Origin of the sequence: Corynebacterium sp., from assembly GCF_012837295.1 — a bacterium.
Lineage (GTDB): Bacteria > Actinomycetota > Actinomycetes > Mycobacteriales > Mycobacteriaceae > Corynebacterium.
The window spans coordinates 1-22,231 of sequence record NZ_DURI01000323.1; the positions used below are offsets into that span (position 1 = coordinate 1).

Sequence of the window (22,231 nt, forward strand, 5' to 3'; positions counted from 1 at the left end):
CCGGAACGAAGGTTGTCGATGCTCATGTATTACTTCAGCTCCTGCTTCAGGACGTCCATCTTGTCGATGTTCTTGGTCGGGTCGTTCTTCTGCCAGTTGCAGGCGCAGACCTCCTCCGACTGCAGGGCGTCGAGGACGCGCAGGACCTCGTCGACGTTGCGGCCGACGGCGTCCGGGGTGACGGAGACGAACTGGATGACGCCATCCGGGTCGATGATGAAGGTCGCGCGGTCGGCGACGCCATCGGCGTTCTCGACGCCCAGGGCGCGCATGAGGTCATGGCGCACGTCGGCGAACATCGGGAACGGCACCTCGAGGAGCTCCTCGTTGGTGGCGCGCCAGTTGAAGTGGGAGAACTCGTTGTCGCCGGAGCCGCCGAGCACGATGGTGTCGCGGTCCTCGAACTCCTCGTTCAGCTTGCCGAACGCGGCGATCTCGGTCGGGCAGACGAAGGTGAAGTCCTTCGGGTAGAAGAAGACGATCTTCCACTTGCCCTCGTACGAGTTGTTGGTGACCTGCTCGAAGTAGTCGTCCGGTGAGGCGGCGTTGGCCTCGCGGAGGTTGCCGCCCTTGAGGGCGGTGAGGTTGAACTCGGGGAACTGGTCGCCAACGGTGAGCAGAGCCATGTGATCCTCCTAAAGAATCGGCTTCAAAGTCGAAAATATGATTCGTACGGTGCGATCGGGTAGGAGCACCAGACATTCCGAACCTCGCGGAGGTAAACGACACGTCCCCCATCAATGGTTCGCACCTGGTAAAACAATCGCTCCATCCGGTGCATGGACCATTATGCCTATGAAACTCGGCGAAGTCAAGAGGTAATTCGAAACAGTGTCGTGTAAGCTCATAGGTATGCGTAATCGCGAATACCGCCCCACCCTTCCTCAGCTTCGCGCGTTCGTCGCGATCGCGGACACCGGCCACTTCGGCCAGGCCGCCCAGCGACTCGGCATTTCCCAGCCGTCCCTGTCACAGGCGCTGTCCACTCTCGAAGGTGGCCTCGGCGTCCAGCTCGTGGAGCGCTCGACCCGTCGGGTCCTGGTCACGCCACTCGGCCGCGGCATCCTGCCCTACGCGCGCCAGGTCTCGGAGATCGTGGACGACATCGTCGCCCGCGCGTCGGGCCGCACCGATGAGCTCGCCGGCCCGCTGGCCATCGGTTTCATTCCGACGATCGCGCCCTACATCCTGCCCAACTTCCTGCTCGGCGTCCGCGAGGAGCTGCCGGAGCTGGAGCCTCGCATCGTCGAGGAACCGACCGCGCACCTCATCGAGGCCCTGCGTTCCGGCGCCATCGACGCCGCGGTGCTGGCTCTGCCCTCGGGCGTGTCCTCCTTCGCGGAGAACCCGCTGTACGAGGAGGAGTTCCACCTCGTCCTCCCCGAGGGCCACGACCTCGCCGGCCGCGACGACGTGCCCCTGGACGTCCTCGGCGACTTGGACCTGCTTTTGCTTGACGACGGCCACTGCCTGCGCGACCAGGTGCTCGATTTGTGCCGCCGCGTCGACGCCCACCGCGAGGACACCCTCGGCCTGGAGACCCGCGCGGCGTCCCTGTCGACCGTCGTGCAGTGCGTCGCCGGGGGACTCGGCGAGACGCTGGTCCCGGCTTCGGCCCTGAAGGTGGAGGCCGGCCGCCCCGGCCTGGCAACGGCCCGTTTCGAGGGGCCCGCCCGCCCGGGCCGCACCATCGGTTTGGTCCACCGCGCGTCGTCGGTGCGCGGCGACGAGTTCTCGCGAATCGGCGAGCTGGTCAAGCTGGCCTACGAAAAGGCGATCGGGGAGAACTGATCAACCGGCCTTGACCTCGAGGGACCGCAGCCGCACCTCACCCGCGGCATCCGATTCCGCGAGGTCGACCTCGGCGACGAGTCGCCATCCGCGATCGTCCTCGGGGTCGAGGATGGTCTGCTCCACTCGCCAGTACCCGCCGTCGGGGGCTTCCCCGGCGGCGTTCGCGTCGTCCACCCGGAAGTGTTCGGGGCCGCGCGCGGCAGGGCCGAGATCCACGTCGTCGTACTCGCCGAAATAATCGTCCATGAGCGACGGCCAGTCCGGTGCGTCGTCGAGATGCGAATCCAGTTCGGCGAGTTCGCGTTCCTTCTCCATGGCGAACAGCTGCACGTGACGGAACATGAGGTTGCGGACCATGCGGGTGAAGGCGCGGACGTTGCCGGTCAGCGGGCGCGAGTCGTCGCCGCCGAACGCCGCTTCGCGCAGCGTTTCCTCGTCCACCGGCTTGTCCGGGTCCGCCATCCGGGCCCACTCGTCGACGAGCGACGAGTCGACCTGCTGGATCAACTCGCCCAGCCACTCGACGACGTCGGCGAGCTCGTCGTTCGACGCCTCCCGCGGCAACGTGTGGCGCAAGGTGCGCCACGCGTCGGTGAGGTAGCGCAGCAGCACGCCCTCGGCACGGGCGATTCCGTACTCGGAAACGACGTCGGAGAAGGTCATGCCCTTCTCCACCATCTCGCGGACCACCGACTTCGGCGACAGCTCGAACTCCCGCACCCAGGGATGGCCCTTCGCGTAGGTCTGGTACGCCTGTTCCAGCTCCTCCTCGAGGGGCTTCGGCCACGTGATGTCCTCGACGATGTTCATGCGCTCGGTGTAGTCGACGCCCTCGGACTTCAACGCCGCGATCTCCTCGCCGCGCGCGGCCTTCTGCTGGGCGGCGAGGAGCGGGCGCGGGTCGTCGAGGATCGACTCGAACACCGAAATGACGTCGAGCGCGTAATCCTCGGACTCCGGGTCGAGCAGTTCGAGCGCCGCCAGAGCGAAGGGCGCCAGCGGCTGATTGAGCGCGAAGTCGCGCTGCAGCTCCACCGTCAGCCGCGGCCGGACGTCATCGTCGCCGTCCGGGCCCGGCGTTTCCTCGACGATGCCGGCGGCGACCAGGCCGCGGTACAGCTCGATGGACGTGAGGATCGCCTGATTCTGCTGGTGCCGCGTGTCGTGATTGCCGCGCAGCAGGTCCCGCATGTTGGCGAAGGTGTCGCCGCCGCGGGCGATGACATTGAGCAGCATGCCGTTGCTGACCCGGAAGCGGCTGGTCAGGGCTTCCGGCGGCTGATCGACGAGCTTGTCGTACGCCTTCTCCGACCACGTCACCTCGCCCTTCGGCGCGGCCTTGAGGCGCAGCTTCTTCAGTTTCGCCTCGTCCTGGCCGGCGCGGCGGCGCAGCTTGAAGTTCTCGATCTCGTGGATCGGGGCCTGGACGACGACGGTGCCCTCTGTGTCGTATCCGGCGCGGCCGGCGCGGCCGGCGATCTGGTGGAACTCGCGGGACTTGAGGATCCGCTGGCGGGTGCCGTCGTACTTCACCAGCCCGGTCATCAGCACCGTGCGGATGGGCACGTTGATGCCCACGCCGAGGGTGTCGGTGCCGCAGATGACCTTGAGCAATCCGGTCTGGGACAGCCGCTCCACCAGCCTCCGGTACTTGGGCAGCATTCCCGCGTGGTGAACGCCGATGCCCTGGCGCACCAGCTTGGACAGCACTCGGCCGAAGGACGTCGTGAAGCGGAAGTCCCCGATCTCCTCGCGGATGCGTTCCTTTTCTTCGGCGTTCAGCAGCTTGAGCCCCGTCAGCGCCTGCGCCCGTTCGATTGCCTCGCGCTGCGAGAAATGCACGACGTAGATCGGCGCCTTGCCGCCCTCGAGCAGCTCGTCGAGGGTGTCGTGGACGGGCGTGTGCACGTAATGGAAGTCCAGGGGGACCGGGCGGGTCGTGCCGGCGACGAGCTCGACGTCGCGGCCGGTGCGTTGCTTGAGATCGCGGCGGAACATGGACACGTCGCCGAGCGTGGCGGACATGAGCAGGAACTGCGCGCGGTGGAGCAGCAGCAGCGGCACCTGCCACGCCCAGCCGCGGTCCGGCTCGGCGTAGAAGTGGAACTCGTCCATGACCACCTGATCGATGCGGGCGTCGGGGCCCTCGCGCAGCGCGATGTTGGCCACGATCTCCGCGGTGGCGCAGACGATGGGGGCGCCGCCGTTGACGGTGGCGTCGCCCGTCATCATGCCCACGTTCTCCGCTCCGAAGACCTCGCACAGGGCGAAGAACTTCTCGCTGACCAGCGCCTTGATCGGCGCCGTGTAAAAGCTGCGCTGCCCGCGCGCGAGGGCCGCGAAGTGCGCCGCGATGGCCACCATCGACTTTCCCGAGCCCGTCGGGGTGGCCAGGATGACGTGGTCGCCGCCGGCCAGCGCCAGCGTCGCCTCCTCCTGGGCGGGGTACAGCGTGATGCCGGTCTCCCGCGTCCAGGCGATGAAGGAGTCGACGATCGCGTCGTCGATCAACGATTCCGGGACGTCGGCGAGGTCGGGGAGCATGGCGGAGAGAGACACGCCGTCCAGACTATCCAATTGCCCAGCGTGCGCCGCCCCCGCGTGGTTACATGTTTACATTCGGTGTGCAAATGCAATGAAGCGCTCGATGGCGGAGCTGGTGACGGCGGGGATGCTTACGGCGCTCGGGGGAGCGGTGCCGACGAGCACGGCTCTGGCGGAGACGGCGCCCACGGAGACGGCGCCCACAGACTCGACGCCCACGGACTCGGCGCCGGTGTTGGCCGACGCGGATGACGCGCTCCCCGTCATCGATGCGGCGCCCGGCACGGTGCTCTCCTCGATGCCCGCACCGGCACCGTCGGAAGCCGGGGACGATGCCGAGGCGGTGGCCCTCGATGCTCGGATCATGCGCTTCGCCACCCGCGACGGTGCGGGCCGGGGGCGCGAGGTCGGCGGCGTCGTCGTGGTCCCGCAGGTTCCGTGGGCTGGGCGGGGACCCAGGCCGACGGTCGTCGTCGCCCCGGGCACGGTGGGGCAGGCGGACAAGTGCGCCCCGTCCGCGACTTTCGGCGACAGCCCCGGCGGCGGTCAGATCGGGCAGGTCCAGCCCCTGCTGGGCCAGGGTTTCCGCGTCGTGGTCAGCGACTACATCGGCCTGGGGGCGCCGGGCGTGCACACGTACGCCAACCGCCTCGACCAGGGGCAAACACTGCTGGACGCCGCGCGCGCGGGCCTCGCCATCGACGGGCTGCCCACCGACTCGCCGGTGGCGTTCTGGGGCTACTCGCAGGGCGGCGGCGCCACCGCGTCGGCCGCCGAGCTGGCGGCGACCTACGCGCCGGAGCTCGACGTCGTGGTCACCTTCGCCGGCGCCCCGCCCGCGGATCTGTCCCAGGTGCTCGACCGCATCGACGGCAACATGATCATGGGCGCGATCGGCTACGCGGTCAACGGGTTCCTGGCGTCGGAGCCGCAGCTGCGCCCGCTCATGGACGAAATCGCCTCGCCGTACGGCCGCCGGATCCTCTCCAAACTGGAGCAGGATTGCATCGGCGACTCCGTTGAGCGCGTCGGCCTGCACCGCACCAATTCCTGGACCGTCGACGGCCGCTCACTGTCCGACCACTTCGCGGAGCACCCCGAGATCGTCGCGGCCCTGGACCACCACCGGATCGGCCGCCTGAAGCCGAACGCGCCGGTGCTCGTGCTCAATGGCCGCAACGACGACGTCATCCCCTTCGGCCAGGCCGAGCAGATGGCCCGCGATTGGTGCGCGCAGGGTGCCGACGTCACATTCGTCGCCGCGGAGATTCCGCGCATCGCCCCGGGTCTGGGCATCGGCCACACCGCGCCGATGATGTCCGGCTCCGAGCTCGCGACCCACTACCTGGCCACCGCATTCGGAATCGCGCTGAAGGAGGCGTCGGCGAGCGGTTCCGGGGGCGACATCTCGCTGCCCGGCACCTGCCAATTCTGAGGCCCGTATCCGGTCCGTCTATCCGGGTCTTGGTTGCGGCAGATTTTGGGGGTCGCCCGTTACGCGTCCTGCCCCGCCTTTTCGGGGCGCCGTGATTGGATGGGGGCATGAAACGATGCGGCGTGCGCGCCCTCCCGGTCTTGGTCGGATTGGTCGCGGCATCTTGCTTGACGACGCCCGCCTGGGCGGATCCGGCCCCGGCTGATTTTGCCGCCGACGCCCCCGGTGCGGTGCTTTCCGTGCGCGACACCGTGATGCCCGCGCCCGCCCCGCTCATCGACGGCAGTTACGCGCCGGGGCAGCAGATCGCCGCGTCGGCGCGGACCATCGCCTTCACTTCGAGGGACGCGCATGGTCTCCCGGTCACCGTCGGCGGCACCGTCCTCGTTCCCGAAGCTCCATGGACGGGCGACGGGCCCCGGCCCACCGTCGTCGTGGCCCCGGGCACGGTGGGGCAGGGCGATCAGTGCGCGCCGTCGGCGACCTTCGGCCGACCGGGCGGCGGTCACATCGCCCAGGCGCGGCTGCTGCTCGGCCAGGGATACCGTGTGGTCATCTCCGACTACATCGGCCTCGGCGACGACCGCATGCACGCCTACGGTCACCGATTGGAATCGGGCCGCGTGCTTCTCGACGCCGCCCGCGCCGGACTGGCCGTGGATGGGTTGCCGGCCGATTCGCCGGTGGCGTTGTGGGGTTACTCGCAGGGCGGCGGCGCCGTCGCCGCGGCCGTGGAAATGGCGCCCACGCTGGCCCCGGACGTGAACCTGCGCGCCGCCTACGCCGGTGCGCCGCCGGCCGATCTCGGCGCCGTGCTGGAGCGCATCGACGGGTCGATTCTCGCCGGGGCGATCGGGTGGGCCATCAACGGCTTCGCGGAGCGTGACCCACACCTGGCGGCGAAGAAGGAGGAGATCCTCAATTCCCACGGGCGCCGCATCCTCGACTCCGTGTCCGGTCTGTGCGTCGAGGAGACCGGGCTGCTGACCATGGGGCAGGAGACCCGGACGTGGACCGTCGACGGCCGGCCCATCGCCGCCCACATCGCTGACTCGCCGGAGTTCACCCGGATCATCGACGAACAGGCCATCGGCCGGTTGACGCCATCGGCTCCGGTGTTGATCTCCATCGGCCGCCACGACGACCTCGTCCCGTACGACCAGGCCGCGGCGCTGGCCGAAACGTGGCGCTCACGCGGAGCGGACGTCGAGATGGTCGTCGACGAGTTTCCCGCGGTGGCCCAGGGGACCGCGCTGAATCACTCGGTCGCCTCGGTGGCGACGGAATCGGCGGCGCTGGAGTTCCTGGCCCGGCACCTCGGCACCGACGCCATCACGAGTTCCGCGGCGCTCGGCTCCGCCTAGAAACGGAACCAGGGGCGCCGCGGGCGACGGCCTCCATCACCGTCGTCGTCGTCCCCGTCCGAGTCATCGGGTCCGTCGGTGTCGGTCTCATCGTCGGTGACGGCTGTGCCCTCCGACTCGATTGCATCGTCTGCGACGTCCGTGGCGTCCGCGGCGTCCGAGTCGTGAGTGTCCTCCAGGCCGGAGTCCATGGATTCGGCGGGGGAGTCCGGGGTCGGCTCGTCGTCACGCGGAGGCGCGCTGATCTGGGAGGCCAGGAATCGCTCGAACTCCGCGCCCAACTCATCCGCCGACGGCATGGTGCCGTCCGCCCGGACCAGCGGGTTCGACTCGAGGGTGGCGCGGCGGCGCTCCTCTTCGTCGTGCTGGTGCTCGAGCATGCGGACGATGCCCGCGACCTCCTCGGACTCCGTCGCCTGTTCTGCGAGGATCTCGGCTACCTTGTCCGCTTCACGCTCGAGCGCGGTCAACGGGAAGTCCAGATCGCCGGCGTCGGCGACGGCCTCGAGCAGACGCAGCGCCGCCAGCGGGTAATCCGACGCCGCGACGTAGTGAGGAACCTGGGCGGTGAAACCGCAGGTCTTGCGGCCGCGGCGGTTCAGCTCCAGTTCGATGCGCAGGCTCGCGGCCCCCGGCACGGTCACCCGCTGACCCCACGTACGGTGGCCGGCCAGCAGCTCTCGATCATTGCCGTGCGCGATGACTCCCAGCGGCCGCGTGTGCGGGACCGTCATCGGCGCCGAGTACAGCGACACGGTGCGCTGCACGTTGAACCGCTCGGCCAGATCGGCGACGGCCTCCGAAAAGGCGTCCCACCGCAAATCCGGCTCGGGGCCGGACAACAGCAGGAAGGGCTTGCCGGCGTTGTCGCGCACGACCTGCAGCGACAGATCCAACTCGGCGCTCTCCGCGACGGCGTCTCCCACCATGGTCACGGCAGGTCGACGCGAGCGGTAATCCACCAGCTCGTCGTTGTTGAAGTTGACCAGCGGGCGGTGATCCAGCGCATCGATGAGATGGCTCGCCGACCCCGCGACGGCCAGACCCGCATCGGCGTAGCCCTGGAGCGCCACGACCATGGTCAGGCCGCCATTCTTCGGCCCCACATCCGGGGCGGGGAAATGCATCTCGTACATCTCGTGTCCCTCGTCCATGGTCTGCGCCTCCTTCTCACCGTCGGGGTGAATCCCAGTGCCCGAGTGGGCGACTGATCCATGCAACCACCTTCGCCCGGTGAATATTCCACAGGGCGGGTTTCATCCACATTAGGCGTTCCCCGGGCAGCTTTACGACGAGCCCCTTCCCGGCGCGTCACGCATCCTGCGGGCATGACGAACCCAGGCCACGACGCCGACTTTCCGGAACCGACGAATCCGTGCCATCCGAGCCATTTCGCCCGGGATAGCCGAACCCGCGATCCGTACCCCACGCCCGTCGACCACCCGCTGGAGCCCACGATGGACGCCGCCGATCCCGTCGACTTCCTGACCAACCTCCCCGGACTGCTCGGCTACTACCCGGCCGAATCTCTCGTGCTGGTCTTCGGCGACCGGTACTTGGACGACCCCGGGCCGGTGCTGGTGCGCGATCTCGACGGAGGGGAGAGCGGCGCCGTCCGCATGGCGTCGGAGGCCATGGCCGCCGAAGGGCACGAGCGCGCCGACGCCTACGTGATCACCGAAAACCGGGGTGCGGGCCCCGGCGGCTGGCAGGCGATTCTATCGGGGATCTCCTTCGACCTCGAGGAAGAGGGCTTCGACGTCATCATCGCCGCACGCACCGACCACCTGCGCGCGGGATCCGTCGTCTCGACCCCGGACGGCGAACGGCTCGGAACGCTGCGCGACCCCGCGGCGTCGTGGGCGTCCGGGAAGCTGCACGGCACCGGCGAGGCGATCTCGCGCGACGCCGACGCATTGCGGGAACGGTTTCGGCCCGAGCCCGCCGCATGCCGGATCGCCGCCGGCGAGGCCCTGCGCCGAGCCCACGACGACGTCCGCGGGGTGCGCAGGTCCGGTGGCCTGCCCGGCCCCGAGGCCATGGCGCAGGTGCGTGAACACCACCTGGAATGGCTGGCGCTGATCGATGCCGTCGACCGCGGCGACATCTGCGTGGACGACGCCCTCACGGACGCGCTGCACCTGCGCACTCTGGCGCGCCCGCTGGTCAGCCTCCTGCTGCGGGATCTGACAATGTGCGAGATCCTCGGCTCGGCCGCGGAGACCGTGCGCGCGCTGTGGCTGGGGTGCGGGCGGCTGTTCAGGGGATCGGCGAGGGCCAACGCTCTTGCGTGTTACGCCATCGACCGGCACGTCCACGGCAATCCCGCGATCGCCCGCGCCGCGCTCGACGCGGCTCTCGAGACCGATCCCGACCACTCCCTGTCGCAGCTGCTGTTCGCCGCCATGGCATCGGGGCGCGGGCACGAGGCGCTCCGCTCCATGCTCGAGGCGACCACGGCGATCCTCGGCGAAGTGCACCCGGACGCCGCCGTGGACGTCGAAGACGAGGACGGCGACGGCCCCGCCTCCCGCTGAAGTGCGGGGGACGGGGCCGTCGTCAAGCGAAGGAGGATCAGCGATGCGCGGAATGGGCGCGATCGCCGAGGGCTCCGGTGAACTCCCAAGCATCGGCGACGATGGTCTTCAGATCAGTCAACTTCGGATCCCAGCCCAGCTCCGAGATGGCACGGGCCGAAGACGCGATGAGGGTCGCCGGGTCGCCGCCGCGGCGAGGGGCATCCTCGGCGGGGATCGGGTGGCCGGTGACCTCGCGGCAGGCTTCGATGACCTGGCGCACCGAGTAGCCGTCGCCCGAACCGAGATTCAAGATGCGGTGCGTGCCCGGCTCGTTCGAGGACAACGCCAGCAGATGGGCGTCCGCGAGATCCTTGACGTGGATGTAGTCGCGGACCGCAGTGCCGTCCGGCGTCGGCCAATCGTCGCCGAAGACCATGATCTTGTCGCGGTGGCCCAGGGCGACCTGCAGCACCAGCGGGATGAGGTGCGTCTCCACGACGCGGTTCTCGCCGTGGCCGTTCCAGGCGCCGGCGACGTTGAAGTACCGCAGGCTCGTCGCGCCCAGACCGTACGCGCGAGCGTAGGACGTGATCGCGTAGTCGATGGACAACTTCGTCGCGCCGTACGCGTTCGTCGGGGCGGTGGGCATGTCCTCCGTGATCGGGACCTGCGCGGGCTCGCCGTACGTCGCCGCGGTGGAGGAGAAGACCAAATTGTTCGTGCCGGTGCCGCGCATGGCGTCGAGCAACGTCAGCGTCGTGCCCACGTTGCCGTGCCAGTACTCCGACGGAACCTCCACCGACTCGCCGACCAGGGACCGCGCGGCGAAGTGCAGCACGCCGTCGAACGCTCCGTCCGACAAAACGTCGCCGATGACGTCGGCGACGTTGGCCTCGATGAACTCGGCGCCCTCCGGCACGCCGTCACGGTTTCCCGTGGACAGGTCGTCGAGGACCGTGACCTCGTGGCCCTCGGAGAGGAGAACAGCGGCATTGACGCCGCCGACGTAACCGGCACCGCCCGTCACCAGGAGTTTCACTTGTTTCGCACCACCATAACCGCGTGGGAAAGCGTGTCCGGGATGTCCAGCGAATGATCGCCACGCGCCAACGTCACTCGCCCCGGATGGAGCTCAACCTCGGCTTCGGCGCCCGGCATGATGCCGGCCGTGTGGAGCCGCTTCATGTAGGTCGGCTCGACCTGAAGAATCTCGTTGATCTGCAGCACCGTCACCTCGTACGGGCCACCGGCGGGCAGGTCGGACAGGCGCACCGCATCGGCCGGCATGTCGGCGGCCGCGGTGGAATCCAGCTCCGACAGGCCCGGGATGGGGTTGCCGAAAGGCGACAGCGTGTGCTCCTCGAGCACACCCAGGAGCTTACGCTCCACCTCGTCGCTCATCACGTGCTCCCACCGGCACGCCTCGTCGTGGACCTTGTCCCATTCGAGGCCGATGATGTCCGTGAGCAGACGTTCCGCCAGTCGGTGCTTGCGCATCACCGACGTCGCGCGCGAACGGCCTTCGTCGGAAAGCTTCAGGCTGCGGTCCGGGGCGACCGCGAGGAGGCCGTCGCGCTCCATGCGCGCCACCGTCTGGCTCACGGTCGGGCCCGACTGCTCCAGACGCTCGGCGATGCGGGCGCGCAGGGGGATGATGCCCTCTTCCTCGAGCTCGAAGATGGTGCGCAAATACATCTCCGTGGTGTCTACCAGGTCCCTCACTGCTGTCCTCCGGGTGCTCGATGCGACGGGCCGCGCGCGTGCGCGGCGATGCGCGCGCTCATCGATAAGACGACGGGCTGCGCGGATACTCCAACAATAACCGCAATGGGGGCCGGATTGTTCCCGAAGAAGCGGCGCGCCCCGTCACCGCGGGAAAGCGGCGACGGGGCATTCGGGGAATCGGGGGCGTTCGGGGGAGTCCTGAGGGGAGAAGACCTCCCCGACCGCCTACTTGGCGTAGGCGCGCAGGCGATCGGCGCGGTCGCCCTCGCGGAGCTTCGCCATGACCTCGCGCTCGATCTGTCGGACGCGCTCGCGGGACAGGCCGAAGTGGCGGCCGATCTGGTCGAGCGTGCGGGGCAGGCCATCGTCCAGGCCGTAGCGCAGCTTGATGACCTCCTGCTCGCGGATCTCCAGCGTCGACAGCACGCGGCGCACGTCGTGGTGGCGCAGCGACGCGACGACGGCCTCCTCGGCGTCGGTGGCCTCCGAATCCTCGATGAAGTCGCCCAGCGGCGCCTCCTCGTCCGTGCCCACCGGCATGTCCAGGCTCACCGGGTCGCGGGACTGGCGCAGCAGCATCTCGATCTTCGCCTCGGCGATGCCCGATTCCTCCGCCAGCTCCTCGTTCGTGGCCTCGCGGCCCAGCTGCTGGTAGAGCTCGCGCTTGATGCGGGAAATCTTGTTGACCTGCTCCACCAGGTGGACGGGGAGGCGAATGGTGCGGGACTGGTCGGCCATGCCGCGGGTGATCGCCTGGCGGATCCACCACGTCGCGTAGGTCGAGAACTTGAAGCCCTTGGTGTAGTCGAACTTCTCCATCGCGCGGATGAGCCCCAGGTTGCCTTCCTGGATGAGGTCCAGCAGCGGCATGCCGCGGCCGGTGTAGCGCTTGGCCAGGGACACGACCAGACGCAGGTTCGCTTCCAGCAGGTGGGCGCGGGCGGCCTTGCCCTCCTTGGCGATGATCTTCACGTCGCGCTTCATCGCGCGCGTCATCTTCGCGCCGCTGACCAGAAGGTGCTCGGCGTAGACGCCGGCCTCGATGCGCTTGGAGAGTTCGACCTCTTCCTCCGCGCTGAGCAAGGCGGTCTTGCCGATTCCGTTCAAATACACGCGAACCAGGTCCGCGGAGGGGTTGTTGTTGTTCCCGCTGCGGCGCCCGCGATCTCGCTCCCGGGCGTTCTGTTCGTCATTTCGGACATCGGCACTAGTCATGTGATCCGGCCTTTCATTGCGAAGTCGACGATCTCACTGGGTTCAACGGGCCTGCCCCGCGGATTGTTCCCGGGATGGGGTTCCCGGCGAACGGTGATCATGCGGTTCTTTCGGCGACCGATGGGTTTCTCCTGCAAAAGTGCAGGTGGGCTGCGTCACACCGCGCGAACTGCATTACAGAGATGCGTTTCACCTGGTTTTCAAGTGCCCCAATTCGGGGGAGGGGCAAGGCTTTTCGACGGTGACGGGCAAGACGCGAAAAGCGCGGGATTGGTGGCTGTGTCAGCATTCCACGAGCACGGTGAAGGGTCCGGAGTTGACCGACTCGACGTCCATCATTGCGCCGAACCGGCCTTCCGCCACCTCCAGGCCACGCTCCCGGAGGCGCCCGACAATCTTCGCGATGACGGGTTCGGCCTCGTCACCGGGTGCCGCGTCGGTCCACGACGGGCGACGGCCCTTTTTCGTCGCGCCCATGAGCGTGAACTGGCTGACCACCAGAACCGGGGCGCCGGCGTCCACGGCGGAGGTCTCGCCGTCGAGGATGCGGAGCTCGGCGATCTTGCGCGCCATCGTCTCCCAGGCGTCGGGCGCATCCTCCCGGCCGACCCCGACGAGCGCGAGAATCCCGCCCGTGTCCCCGCCGTCGATCTCGCCGACGACGTCGCCGTCCACCCGTACCGCCGCGCGGGTGACCCGCGTCAGAACCGCCTTCATCGCTTCTCCTCTTCCTTTTCGCCCTTCCCGTCCTTTTCGTCTTTCTCGTCGGTGGCTTCCGCGTGGTCCGCGGTTGCCGCCCGGTCGCCTGCGGCGTCATCGTCGCCACCGCCGAGCAGCTGCGCCGGCAGCACGAGTCCATGACGGACGAGATCGACGATGACCGGCACGAGCGCTTCCCTGATCTCGCCCAAGCCGTCTTCCGGAAGCGCCCCGAGCATGGCCATGACGTCGAGGACCGTCGACAATGGCGCATCGGGCGTGATCGCCGAGAGGATCCGCACGATCGAATCGTCCGTGTCGTGGCTCCACCTGGGCCCGTCGGTGCGCGTGATGCGCAGCGCGGCGGGGGAGAAGCCCTGTTCGGGATCGTGCGCGGACCCGGCCAATTCGACGCGTTCGACGGCGACCCCGGGGCGCACGCGGAATCGGGCATCGAGGATGCCGGCGGCGTTCCGGTCGCGGAGCCAAGCCGTGCGCAGCAACCATTCGGCCGCTTCGTCGCGGAAGGGACCGCCGAGCGGCTGGGGCATGTCCTCGCAGGTGATGGAGGACGGGCCGTCGATGCGCTGAATGGTGACGTATCCGAATCCGATGCCCGTGACCCCGTGGGCGGCGAAATGGTCGAGCCACGTCCGCGTCTTCGCCCGCCCCTCGGGCCCGCGAGGGTCGATGGATTCGTCGCGGAGCCACGTGCCCACGTAGGCCGCGGGATCTACGACGTCGCGCTGGATGATCCACGCCTCTACGCCCTCCTTGGGCAGCCAGGAAGCGACGCGGGTGGTCCAGTCCTCCCCGTCGACGTGCGCCCACGCGCCGAGCAAGTGTGCGGTGCCGTCCGGTTCCAGGTGGTCCGGGACTTCGCGCAGCATCAATTCGGTCGCGCCGTCGAGGTCGAGCCCGGAGTCGCGGTAGACGTGGCCGACCTCGGGGACGCCGACGACGAACGGTGGATTGGCCACGATGCGGTCGAAGCGCCGCCCCGCCACGGGGTGGAACCAGGAGCCCTCGATCACTTCGGAGGAAGGCTCCGAAACAACCTGCTCCGAGGAGTCGAGTCCGGCGGCGGCGAGCGTCGCCGAGGCGTACAGGCACGCCCGGGGGTGGACGTCGGTCGCGGTGATCGACCCGGCGCGGTGCTGGCCGAGCGCCTGCACGCCGCAACCGGTGCCGAGGTCCAGCACCGAGCCGACGGGATCGGTCGGCGTGATGTCCAGCAGCGACCGGGAAGCCCGGCCGACGCCCAGCACGTGGTCGGGGCCGGGCACGTGCGCCGTCATCGACGCATCGCGGTCGGAGAAGACGAGGCGCTCGACGCCGTCGACCTCCACCGGGCGGACGTCGATGGCGGCGACGTGGCGGACGTCGTTCCCGCCCGCTCCATTCCGTCCGTGCACCTCGCGCAGGACACCGCAGGCGAGGCACTCGGCCACGAAGTCCTCGCCCAGCCACGGGACGAGATCCACGGGATCGCCGACGATGAACGCGGCGACGGTCGCGGCCAACCCGGGGCGGTCGAGTGCGAGATGGATCGAACGCACCACGGCTTCCGGTTCGCCCCGGTCGAGGGCGGCGAGGCCGGCGTCGCCAAGCAACTGCCGCAGGCCCGCGACCCCGTAACCGAGGTCCCGCAGTACCTCGGCGAGACGCGGGGCGAGCGCCGGCAGCCCGGCCAGCTCCTCGTCGGTGGGCGGGGCGGTGATCGGGTCGATGCTCACTTCTTGGGGTTCTCCGGTGATCGGTCTTCTGAAAAGTCGGCGATGTCGAGGTCGTCGTCGCCCAGGTCGTCCATGTCGATGATCATCGAGGGATCGAAGCCGCCGTACGCGCCCAAATCCGGCTCATCGGCGACGACGGCGGGAAGGTTGATGTCCGCCTGCTCCGTGGCCGCCGGGCCCAGGGCATGCGCGGGGCCGTCGGCGAGTTGCGCCATCCGCTCGCGCTGCGCCTCTTCCCACCGGCGGTTCTGCTCGCGGACCACGCCCGGCTTGTACACGCGCGGCGAGCGCTTGTCCGCCGGCTCTCCGACGCCATTGGCGATGACCACCGCGATCCACGGCATGGGCACCGACAGCACGGTGAGGATCGCCGCCAGCCACGCCAGGTCCCACCACAGGAATGCGGCGGCGGCCAGCAGCAGCATCGGGATGCGCGACCACTGCAGGATGGCGTAGGTCTGGCGCCGGTAGTTGTAGTTGCGAATGCGCGACTGCCGCGCGTCCGTGATCAGCACCGCATCGGAGCCGCGCCTGCCCCGACGGGTCGTCCGCCGACTCGACATGGCCACAACGGTACTCCCCGCGAAAACTCCCGCATTCCGGGGTCGCGATCTCGCCGGTCCGGCCGATGGTGCACAATCGGGAACCGTGAGCACGCCCCTGAAGACCACGAAGACCATCGAACGGACCGACACCCGCGTCGACGAGACGACGCGCGACGACACCCCGAAGTTCTTCCACTACGTCAAGAAGGACCGGATCGTCGACTCCGCCGTGTCGGGCAACTACGTCGTCGCGTTGTGCGGCGAGACCTTCCCGGTGACCAAGTCCGCCAAGCCCGGTTCGCCGGTGTGCCCGGACTGCGAGCGGATCTACAAGACCCTCCGCCGCAAGTGAGCGGGCTGCGCAAATGGCAGCAGGAGGCGCTGGACAAGTACCTGTCCGCCAATCCGCGTGATTTTCTCGCGGTGGCGACGCCGGGCGCGGGCAAGACGACCTTCGCCCTGCGCATCGCCGCCGAGCTGCTGGCCCGCCGCATCGTCGAGCGGGTGGTCGTCGTCGTTCCCACCGAGCACCTGAAGGTGCAGTGGTCGGAGTCGGCGGCGAGGTCGGGCATCGCCCTGGATCCGGCGTTCACCAACGCCAAGGGCGTGGTCAATCCCGCGTATCACGGCATCGTGGTCACCTACGCGCAGGTGGCCGTGCACCCGTTCAAGCACCGTGCGGTCGCCGATGCGCGGCCGACGCTGGTCATCCTCGACGAGGTCCACCACGGCGGCGACGCGAAGAGCTGGGGCGACGGCATCGCCGAGGCCTACGGAGGTGCCGAGCGCAGGCTGTGCCTGACGGGTACGCCATTCCGCTCCGACGACGCGGCGATCCCGTTCGTTCGCTACTCCGACGATGGCGAGGGCCACCAGAAGTCCGTCGCCGACCACGTTTACGGCTATGCGGATGCGCTTCGCGACGGCGTCGTCAGGCCCGTCGTCTTCCTGGCGTACTCCGGCGAGGCCCGCTGGCGCGATTCCGCCGGCGAGGAATTCGCGGCGCGCCTGGGCACGATCATGAGCCCCGAGGAGACGACCCGGGCCTGGCGCACGGCGCTGGACCCCGGCGGCGACTGGATCCCATCGGTGTTGCGCGCGGCCCACACGCGCCTGATGCAGATGCGCAAGCACATCCCGGATGCCGGCGGGCTGATCATCGCCACGGACGCGACGACGGCGCGCGCCTACAAGCGCATTTTGGAGCAGCTCAGCTCGACTCCGGTGGCGCTGGTGCTTTCCGACGAACCGGGGTCCTCCGAAAGGATCAAGACCTTCTCGGACTCCACCGACGAGTGGATGGTCGCGGTGCGGATGGTGTCCGAGGGCGTCGACGTGCCTCGCCTGGCGGTGGGCGTGTACGCGACGAGCTCGTCGACGCCGCTGTTCTTCGCGCAGGCCATCGGCCGTTTCGTGCGTTCTCGGCGCCCCGGCGAAACCGCGTCGGTGTTCCTGCCGTCGGTGCCGGTGCTGCTCGACCTCGCCTCGCAGATGGAGGTGCAGCGCAATCACATCCTGGGCAAGCCGCACCGTCCGAGCGAGGGCTGGGAGGACGACCTCGTCGCCGAAGCCAATCGCACCCAGAACGAGCCCGACGACCTGCCGGCCTACGAGTCCCTCGGCGCAGATGCCGAGCTGGACTATCTGATTTACGACGGTTCCTCGTACGGCACGGCGACCATGGCCGGTTCGGAGGAAGAGGCCGACTACCTGGGGCTGCCGGGGCTCCTCGACGCGGATTCGATGCGCACCTTGCTGCAGAAGCGGCAAGAGGAGCAGTTGAAGGCGTCCGAGGCGCGGGCCGAGCACGAGCGGAAGATGGGCGAACTGGATGTGGGGGAGTCGATGCAGTCCGGTGCGTCCGGCGCCGGCGGCCCGGTCCCCGGTGCAGCCGGAGCGGACGGGGCCCCGGAGGTGCCGATGCCGCGGCCCGGTGGCGTGGCGAGCGAGGCGATCCCGAAGCTGCGCAAGGAATTGAACACCCTGGTCTCCATGACCGCGGCGCGCACCGGCCGCAAGCACGGCGAGATCCACAACGAGGTCCGCCGCAACTGCGGAGGCCCGCCGACGGCGCTGTGCACCGAGCAGCAGTTGCGCGATCGGATCGGATACCTGCGCAACTGGTGATCGCGTCGGCGGTTCCGGGTGAGCCGCCGCGCCCGGGTGGGGTAGCGTAAGCGCCGCACGAAGCATCTCGCCGGACCACCGGAAGGAATCCCGATGACCAGCCCCGACCACGCCGGATACGACCCGTTCGACGCCGCGCGCCCCGCGCCCGGCCAGGGGGCGCCGGGCTTCGGCGGCGGTCCGGGGTACCAGGGCTACTACGCCGATCCGGCCCGCAATGCCCCGGGCATGCCCGGCGGCCAGCCCGCGGTGTCCACCGGCAAGGGCCTGGCCATCGCGGCGCTCATTCTGGGTCTGCTGGCCATCCCTTCGGCGTTCGTCCTCTTCGGCGGCCTGCTCGCGGTGGTGTCGATCATCCTCGCCATCGTCGCCTTGCGCGCCGGTTCGAAGGCCCGAAAGCTCGGCTCGACGCAGACCGGCGGCACCACGGCCATGTCGGTGATCGGCATCCTTTCGTCGGTGCTGGCCCTGGTCATTTTCGGCTTCGTCCTGTGGGGCGTGGCCATCGGAGCCGGCGCCGCGGCCGAGTGCCAGCACCTGATCAACGACCAGGCCGCCTTCGACGCCTGCATCCAGGACTCCGTCATGGGCCGACTGGGCATCAACTGACCCGGCCGTAGTTTTCCCGGGCGACCTCACGTCGCTCGCCTTCTTCCAGCACCCGCTTCCGTCCCGACTTTCCAGACCTCCAGGAGCACCACCACCATGACCAATCCCGCCACCGACGGTTACGGCCCCGACGGCATCGACGGTTCGGCCGTCGGCCGGCAGCTCGGCCTCATCTCCCTGGCGATCGGCCTCGGTGCGCTGATCACCTCGGCGTTCATCATCGGCGCTCCGTTCGGCGCGGTGGCGGTGGTGCTGGGCCTCATCGCGATCGTCAAGTCGATCGGCGCCCACAAGCGCGTGTCGGCGGCCGGCCGAGAGCCGCGCACGGGCGGCGCGTTCGGCATGGGCCTCATTGGCGTGATCACCGGTGGCCTGGCCATCGCCATTTCGCTGGCTCTGCTGGTCGCGGCGAACAACATCGTCGAGGAGGCCGACAAGACCTGCGGTCACCTGGACAAGACGACCCCCGAATACGCCGACTGCCTGCGCGAGAACACGGCGCAGTAACACCGGGCGAGTGGCACGCGTCGCCGCCGATCACAGGAGGAACCGATGGACCACCGCAATCCGGACCCGCTTGACGACGGTCCCCGTTACCCTCAACCGCCGCAGCACCAGTCTGCGCCGCAACCGCAGTACGCGCCGAACCATCGGGTACCGCAGCTCCAGCAGTACTCGGTGAACCAGCAGGTTCCGCCGAACATGCAGGCGCCGGCCGTCGTCACGCAAAAACCGTCGTTCCACCACACCGGGGTGAAGGAACGCATCCTCGCCCCCGACGTGGCCCGGGGATTCATGCTCCTGGGCATTGCGGTGGCCAATGCGGTGACCGCGTGGTTGATGCTGGGTTCGCCGGCGAGCGGGCGAGAACGGACGCTGCCGACCGATGATGCGGTGACGATCATCAACGACGTGCTCGTGCACACCCGTGGGCTGCCGATGTTCGCGACGCTGTTCGGGTACGGCATCGGCATGCTGGTCATGCGCGAATACGCCCGCGGCGTGCCGTGGCCCCGCGCCCGCGGGCTCCTGCTGAAGCGGTACGGGTGGCTGGCGCTGTTCGGAGTCGTCCACGCGATCTTCCTGTTCTTCGGCGACATTCTGCTCACGTACGCTCTGATGGGGTTGATCGTCACCTTCCTCGTACCGTTGCGGAACAAGACGCTGCTGTGGATCGCCGGCGTGCTGGGCGTGCTGTCGATCGGCGTCGGATTCCTCATGGGCGGCGCCATGGGCTCGATGGGCGCCACCGGGGCGGCGGGCGCGGCCGGCGGCGGATTCGACGGGATTCCGATGCTCGGCGACGGTTACGTGGGCAAGCAGCTGGTCATCGGCGCGATCACGGTCGTTTCCGCCCCGATCGTCGTGGCGATGGCGGGACCGCAGCTGATGGCGTTGATGATCCTCGGCGTCGTCGCCGCCCGCATGCGCCTGCTGGAGGATTCGGCGTCCCATGTGCGACATCTGACCGTCGTCGCGGCCGTCGGCGCCGGTGCGGCGCTGGTGACGGGCGTGCTCTCGGGCCTGTCGAAGCTCGGCGTCATCGGCGGCACGTGGGCGCAGGGCCTGAGCCAGGCCGCGGGCATCGTCGCCGGGCCCGGGATCATCGCCCTGATCGCACTGCTCTGCCTGCCGGTGCAACGCCGCATCCGGGAAGCGGCGGCCCGCGGGGAAACCCTCGCGCCGCCCCTGCCGCTGGCGATGCTGCAGTCCCTGGGCCAGCGGTCGATGTCGGGGTACGTCGCGCAATCCGTCCTGTTCCTGGTGCTGGCGGGCGGGTGGATGCTCGATCTGTTCAGCGGCGAATCGGTGACCATCGTCAGCCTGTGGGCCACCGGCGTGTGGCTGGCGACGCTCATCGCCGCCTGGCTGCTGGCCAAGGCCGGCCAGCCCGGGCCGCTCGAGGCCCTGCACCGCCGCCTGACGTACGGGAAGAAGAGCTGACGCGAGGTTCCCCTGGAACGCGGGCCGACCATAGGACCGTCTTGTCGATCGGTTATGGTGTGGGCTGTACAACATTCATGCCCGCGCCGTGACTGCGGCCACCAGCCTCATCGCCGGCGCCCGCGGAAAGGGAGCGACGCCACGATGTCGACCACCGGCTCTTCCAGCACCGACGCCACCACCAGAACCAGGGACGCGTCCACGCCGTCCACCCCGTCACCTAAAGGCTCCGCGGCCGTCGCGGAACGGTCGCCGGGGCAGCAGGATCGGGGAGAGGGCCCCCGCGCACTGTTCCGCAAACGCTTCGGGCTGATCACCGGCATCGTCCTCGCGCTGGCGGTCTACTTCTTCATGCCGTCGGACCTCGACCACATGTTGCGCGGCACGGCGGCGATCGCCGTGCTCATGGCCGCCTGGTGGATGTCCGAGGCCATTCCCATCACCGTCACCGCGCTGATTCCGCTGGTCGCCTTCCCGATCCTCGGAATCGCCGAACTCGGGGACTTCTCCGGTCAGTACGCGGCCCCGACGATCTTCCTGTTCATGGGCGGCTTCCTGCTGGCGCTCGGCATGCAGCGCTGGAACCTGCACAAACGCGTGGCGCTGTGGGTGCTCGTCGCCATGGGTTCCTCGCCGAAGATGCTGGTCCTCGGTTTCATGATCGCCACCGGCTTCCTTTCCATGTGGGTGTCCAACACCGCCACCGCCGTGATGATGCTCCCCATCGGCGTGTCCGTCCTCTCGCTCATCGTCGGCATGCTCCGCGAGGAGGCCAAGGCGGGGAACGCCGGGCCGTCGTCAAGCCAAAATGACGGGGAACTGTCCGACGGCGCCGCCGACATGCTCGAGGCCGATGGCGACGTCGGCGACGATGAAGTCGGCGCGGCCGGCGCCGACGCCGGCGAGTCGGGCGCGGGGGAAAAGACCTACGAGCACTCGACCGAGCCCGAGCCGAAGTCGAACTTCGGAATCGCGCTGATGCTCGGCATCGCCTACGCGGCGTCGATCGGGTCGCTGGGCACGATCATCGGCACGCCGCCCAACGCGATGCTCGCCGCGTACATGGCGGAGCAGGGCGTCAACATCGGCTTCGGCCAGTGGATGCTCGTCGGCGTGCCCGTCGCGGTCGTGCTCATGGCGGCGGCGTGGTACCTGCTGACCGGCGTGATCTTCAAGCCGGAGATCGACCACATCCCCGGCGGCCGCGCGCTGATGAAGGAGGAGCTGGCCAAGCTCGGCGGCATGTCCAAGGGCGAGGCGCGCGTGCTGGCGGTGTTCGTCGTCGCCGCGCTGTCGTGGGTGTTCGTGCCCGTGATTTGGCCCGACACGATGATCGTCGACGCCGTCATCGCGATGGGCGTCGGCATCGCGCTGTTCCTCATCCCCGGCGGGCCGGACGGCGTGAAGTTGCTGCGGTGGGAGGATGCGCTCGAGCTGCCGTGGGGAGTGCTGCTGCTGTTCGGCGGTGGCCTCGCGTTGTCGTCGCAGTTCACCAATTCGGGACTGTCCGACTGGATCGGCGAGCAGCTGTCCGGCCTCGGCTTCCTGCCCATCGTGCTGCTCGTGGTCGTCGTGGCGCTCGTGGTGCTCGTGCTGACCGAGTTCACCTCCAACACCGCCACCGCCGCGACCTTCCTGCCGCTGGTCGGCGCGATGGCGATCGGCCTCGGCGTCGACCAGATGCTGCTGGCGGTGCCGGTGGCGCTGGCCGCGACGTCGGCGTTCATGATGCCCGTCGCGACCCCTCCGAACGCCATCGCCTACGGCTCCGGTTACGTGTCGATGGGCAACATGGTGCGCGCCGGCATCTGGCTGAACATCATCGCGCTGGTCGTCGTGTCGGCCGCCGCGATGACCCTGGTCGGCTGGGTGTTCGGCATCGTGTACTAGCAGGTAGTGGGAGGCGGCAGGCGGGGAGGGCCTGCGAGCCGCTTGCCCGTTTGCTTGACGACGGGGCGGCGCACCAATTGGCAGG

Annotated in this window: 19 protein-coding genes; 10 read left to right on the top strand and 9 right to left on the bottom strand. The window is 69.0% G+C overall.

Annotated features, from left to right (window positions below; translation table 11 throughout):
- Positions 1–29: 29 nt before the first annotated feature.
- The gene (locus GX015_RS10620) at positions 30–626 is read right to left on the bottom strand and encodes a peroxiredoxin (RefSeq protein WP_046649829.1); all 597 of its coding nucleotides are present in this window, start codon (positions 624–626) and stop codon (positions 30–32) included.
- Positions 627–852: 226 nt separating this feature from the next.
- Here GX015_RS10620 and GX015_RS10625 point away from each other — a divergent pair, with 226 nt between their 5' ends.
- Positions 853–1,791 (top strand): hydrogen peroxide-inducible genes activator, encoded by a 939-nt coding sequence (locus GX015_RS10625; protein ID WP_291345027.1) that lies wholly within the window; start codon positions 853–855, stop codon positions 1,789–1,791.
- Here the strand turns inward: GX015_RS10625 and GX015_RS10630 are convergent, their stop codons facing one another.
- Positions 1,792–4,338 carry an RNA helicase gene (locus tag GX015_RS10630; RefSeq protein WP_291345044.1) on the bottom strand — a complete coding sequence of 849 codons (2,547 nt, stop codon included), beginning with the start codon at positions 4,336–4,338 and terminating at the stop codon, positions 1,792–1,794.
- A gap of 91 nt (positions 4,339–4,429) precedes the next feature.
- Here GX015_RS10630 and GX015_RS10635 point away from each other — a divergent pair, with 91 nt between their 5' ends.
- Both GX015_RS10635 and GX015_RS10640 read left to right on the top strand, forming a co-directional pair.
- Positions 4,430–5,773 carry a lipase family protein gene (locus tag GX015_RS10635; protein WP_291345029.1) on the top strand — a complete coding sequence of 448 codons (1,344 nt, stop codon included), beginning with the start codon at positions 4,430–4,432 and terminating at the stop codon, positions 5,771–5,773.
- A gap of 167 nt (positions 5,774–5,940) precedes the next feature.
- Positions 5,941–7,137, top strand: coding sequence for an alpha/beta fold hydrolase (locus GX015_RS10640; RefSeq protein WP_168937104.1), 1,197 nt, complete (start codon positions 5,941–5,943; stop codon positions 7,135–7,137).
- Here GX015_RS10640 and GX015_RS10645 read toward each other — a convergent pair.
- Positions 7,134–8,291 carry a PAC2 family protein gene (locus GX015_RS10645; RefSeq protein ID WP_291345030.1) on the bottom strand — a complete coding sequence of 386 codons (1,158 nt, stop codon included), beginning with the start codon at positions 8,289–8,291 and terminating at the stop codon, positions 7,134–7,136. The genes GX015_RS10640 and GX015_RS10645 overlap by 4 nt on opposite strands.
- 174 nt (positions 8,292–8,465) lie before the next feature.
- On the opposite strand from GX015_RS10645, the gene GX015_RS10650 reads away from it, so the two are divergent.
- Positions 8,466–9,674, top strand: coding sequence for a DUF4192 domain-containing protein (locus GX015_RS10650; RefSeq protein WP_291345031.1), 1,209 nt, complete (start codon positions 8,466–8,468; stop codon positions 9,672–9,674).
- A gap of 37 nt (positions 9,675–9,711) precedes the next feature.
- Here GX015_RS10650 and galE read toward each other — a convergent pair whose 3' ends face one another.
- From galE to GX015_RS10680, 6 genes are all read right to left on the bottom strand, one after another.
- Complete coding sequence (gene galE / locus GX015_RS10655) at positions 9,712–10,695, bottom strand: UDP-glucose 4-epimerase GalE (protein WP_291345032.1); 984 nt, start codon at positions 10,693–10,695, stop codon at positions 9,712–9,714.
- Positions 10,692–11,378 (bottom strand): metal-dependent transcriptional regulator, encoded by a 687-nt coding sequence (locus GX015_RS10660; protein WP_291345034.1) that lies wholly within the window; start codon positions 11,376–11,378, stop codon positions 10,692–10,694. The genes galE and GX015_RS10660 overlap by 4 nt, the downstream gene beginning before the upstream one ends.
- 228 nt (positions 11,379–11,606) lie before the next feature.
- Complete coding sequence (locus tag GX015_RS10665; protein WP_291345035.1) at positions 11,607–12,596, bottom strand: sigma-70 family RNA polymerase sigma factor; 990 nt, start codon at positions 12,594–12,596, stop codon at positions 11,607–11,609.
- Positions 12,597–12,878: 282 nt separating this feature from the next.
- On the bottom strand, positions 12,879–13,313 hold the full coding sequence (gene dtd, locus GX015_RS10670) for a D-aminoacyl-tRNA deacylase (RefSeq protein ID WP_046649819.1): 435 nt from the start codon (positions 13,311–13,313) through the stop codon (positions 12,879–12,881).
- Positions 13,310–15,031, bottom strand: a complete 1,722-nt coding sequence (locus GX015_RS10675) for a methyltransferase (RefSeq protein ID WP_291345036.1) — start codon at positions 15,029–15,031, stop codon at positions 13,310–13,312. The genes dtd and GX015_RS10675 overlap by 4 nt, the downstream gene beginning before the upstream one ends.
- Positions 15,028–15,594 (bottom strand): DUF3099 domain-containing protein, encoded by a 567-nt coding sequence (locus GX015_RS10680; protein WP_046649860.1) that lies wholly within the window; start codon positions 15,592–15,594, stop codon positions 15,028–15,030. Before GX015_RS10680 ends, GX015_RS10675 begins: the two co-directional genes overlap by 4 nt.
- 85 nt (positions 15,595–15,679) lie before the next feature.
- Here GX015_RS10680 and GX015_RS10685 point away from each other — a divergent pair, with 85 nt between their 5' ends.
- From GX015_RS10685 to GX015_RS10710, 6 genes are all read left to right on the top strand, one after another.
- On the top strand, positions 15,680–15,928 hold the full coding sequence (locus GX015_RS10685; RefSeq protein ID WP_046649818.1) for a DUF3039 domain-containing protein: 249 nt from the start codon (positions 15,680–15,682) through the stop codon (positions 15,926–15,928).
- Positions 15,925–17,703 carry a DEAD/DEAH box helicase gene (locus tag GX015_RS10690; protein WP_291345038.1) on the top strand — a complete coding sequence of 593 codons (1,779 nt, stop codon included), beginning with the start codon at positions 15,925–15,927 and terminating at the stop codon, positions 17,701–17,703. Before GX015_RS10685 ends, GX015_RS10690 begins: the two co-directional genes overlap by 4 nt.
- Before the next feature lie 93 nt (positions 17,704–17,796).
- A complete protein-coding gene (locus GX015_RS10695) occupies positions 17,797–18,312 on the top strand; it encodes a hypothetical protein (protein ID WP_291345039.1) in 516 nt (171 codons plus the stop codon).
- A 96-nt stretch (positions 18,313–18,408) separates the two neighbouring features.
- Positions 18,409–18,819, top strand: coding sequence for a hypothetical protein (locus tag GX015_RS10700; protein ID WP_291345040.1), 411 nt, complete (start codon positions 18,409–18,411; stop codon positions 18,817–18,819).
- Positions 18,820–18,864: 45 nt separating this feature from the next.
- Positions 18,865–20,256 (top strand): DUF418 domain-containing protein, encoded by a 1,392-nt coding sequence (locus GX015_RS10705; protein WP_291345042.1) that lies wholly within the window; start codon positions 18,865–18,867, stop codon positions 20,254–20,256.
- 144 nt (positions 20,257–20,400) lie between these two features.
- Positions 20,401–22,146 (top strand): SLC13 family permease, encoded by a 1,746-nt coding sequence (locus GX015_RS10710; protein ID WP_291345043.1) that lies wholly within the window; start codon positions 20,401–20,403, stop codon positions 22,144–22,146.
- The last annotated feature ends 85 nt before the right edge of the window (positions 22,147–22,231 follow it).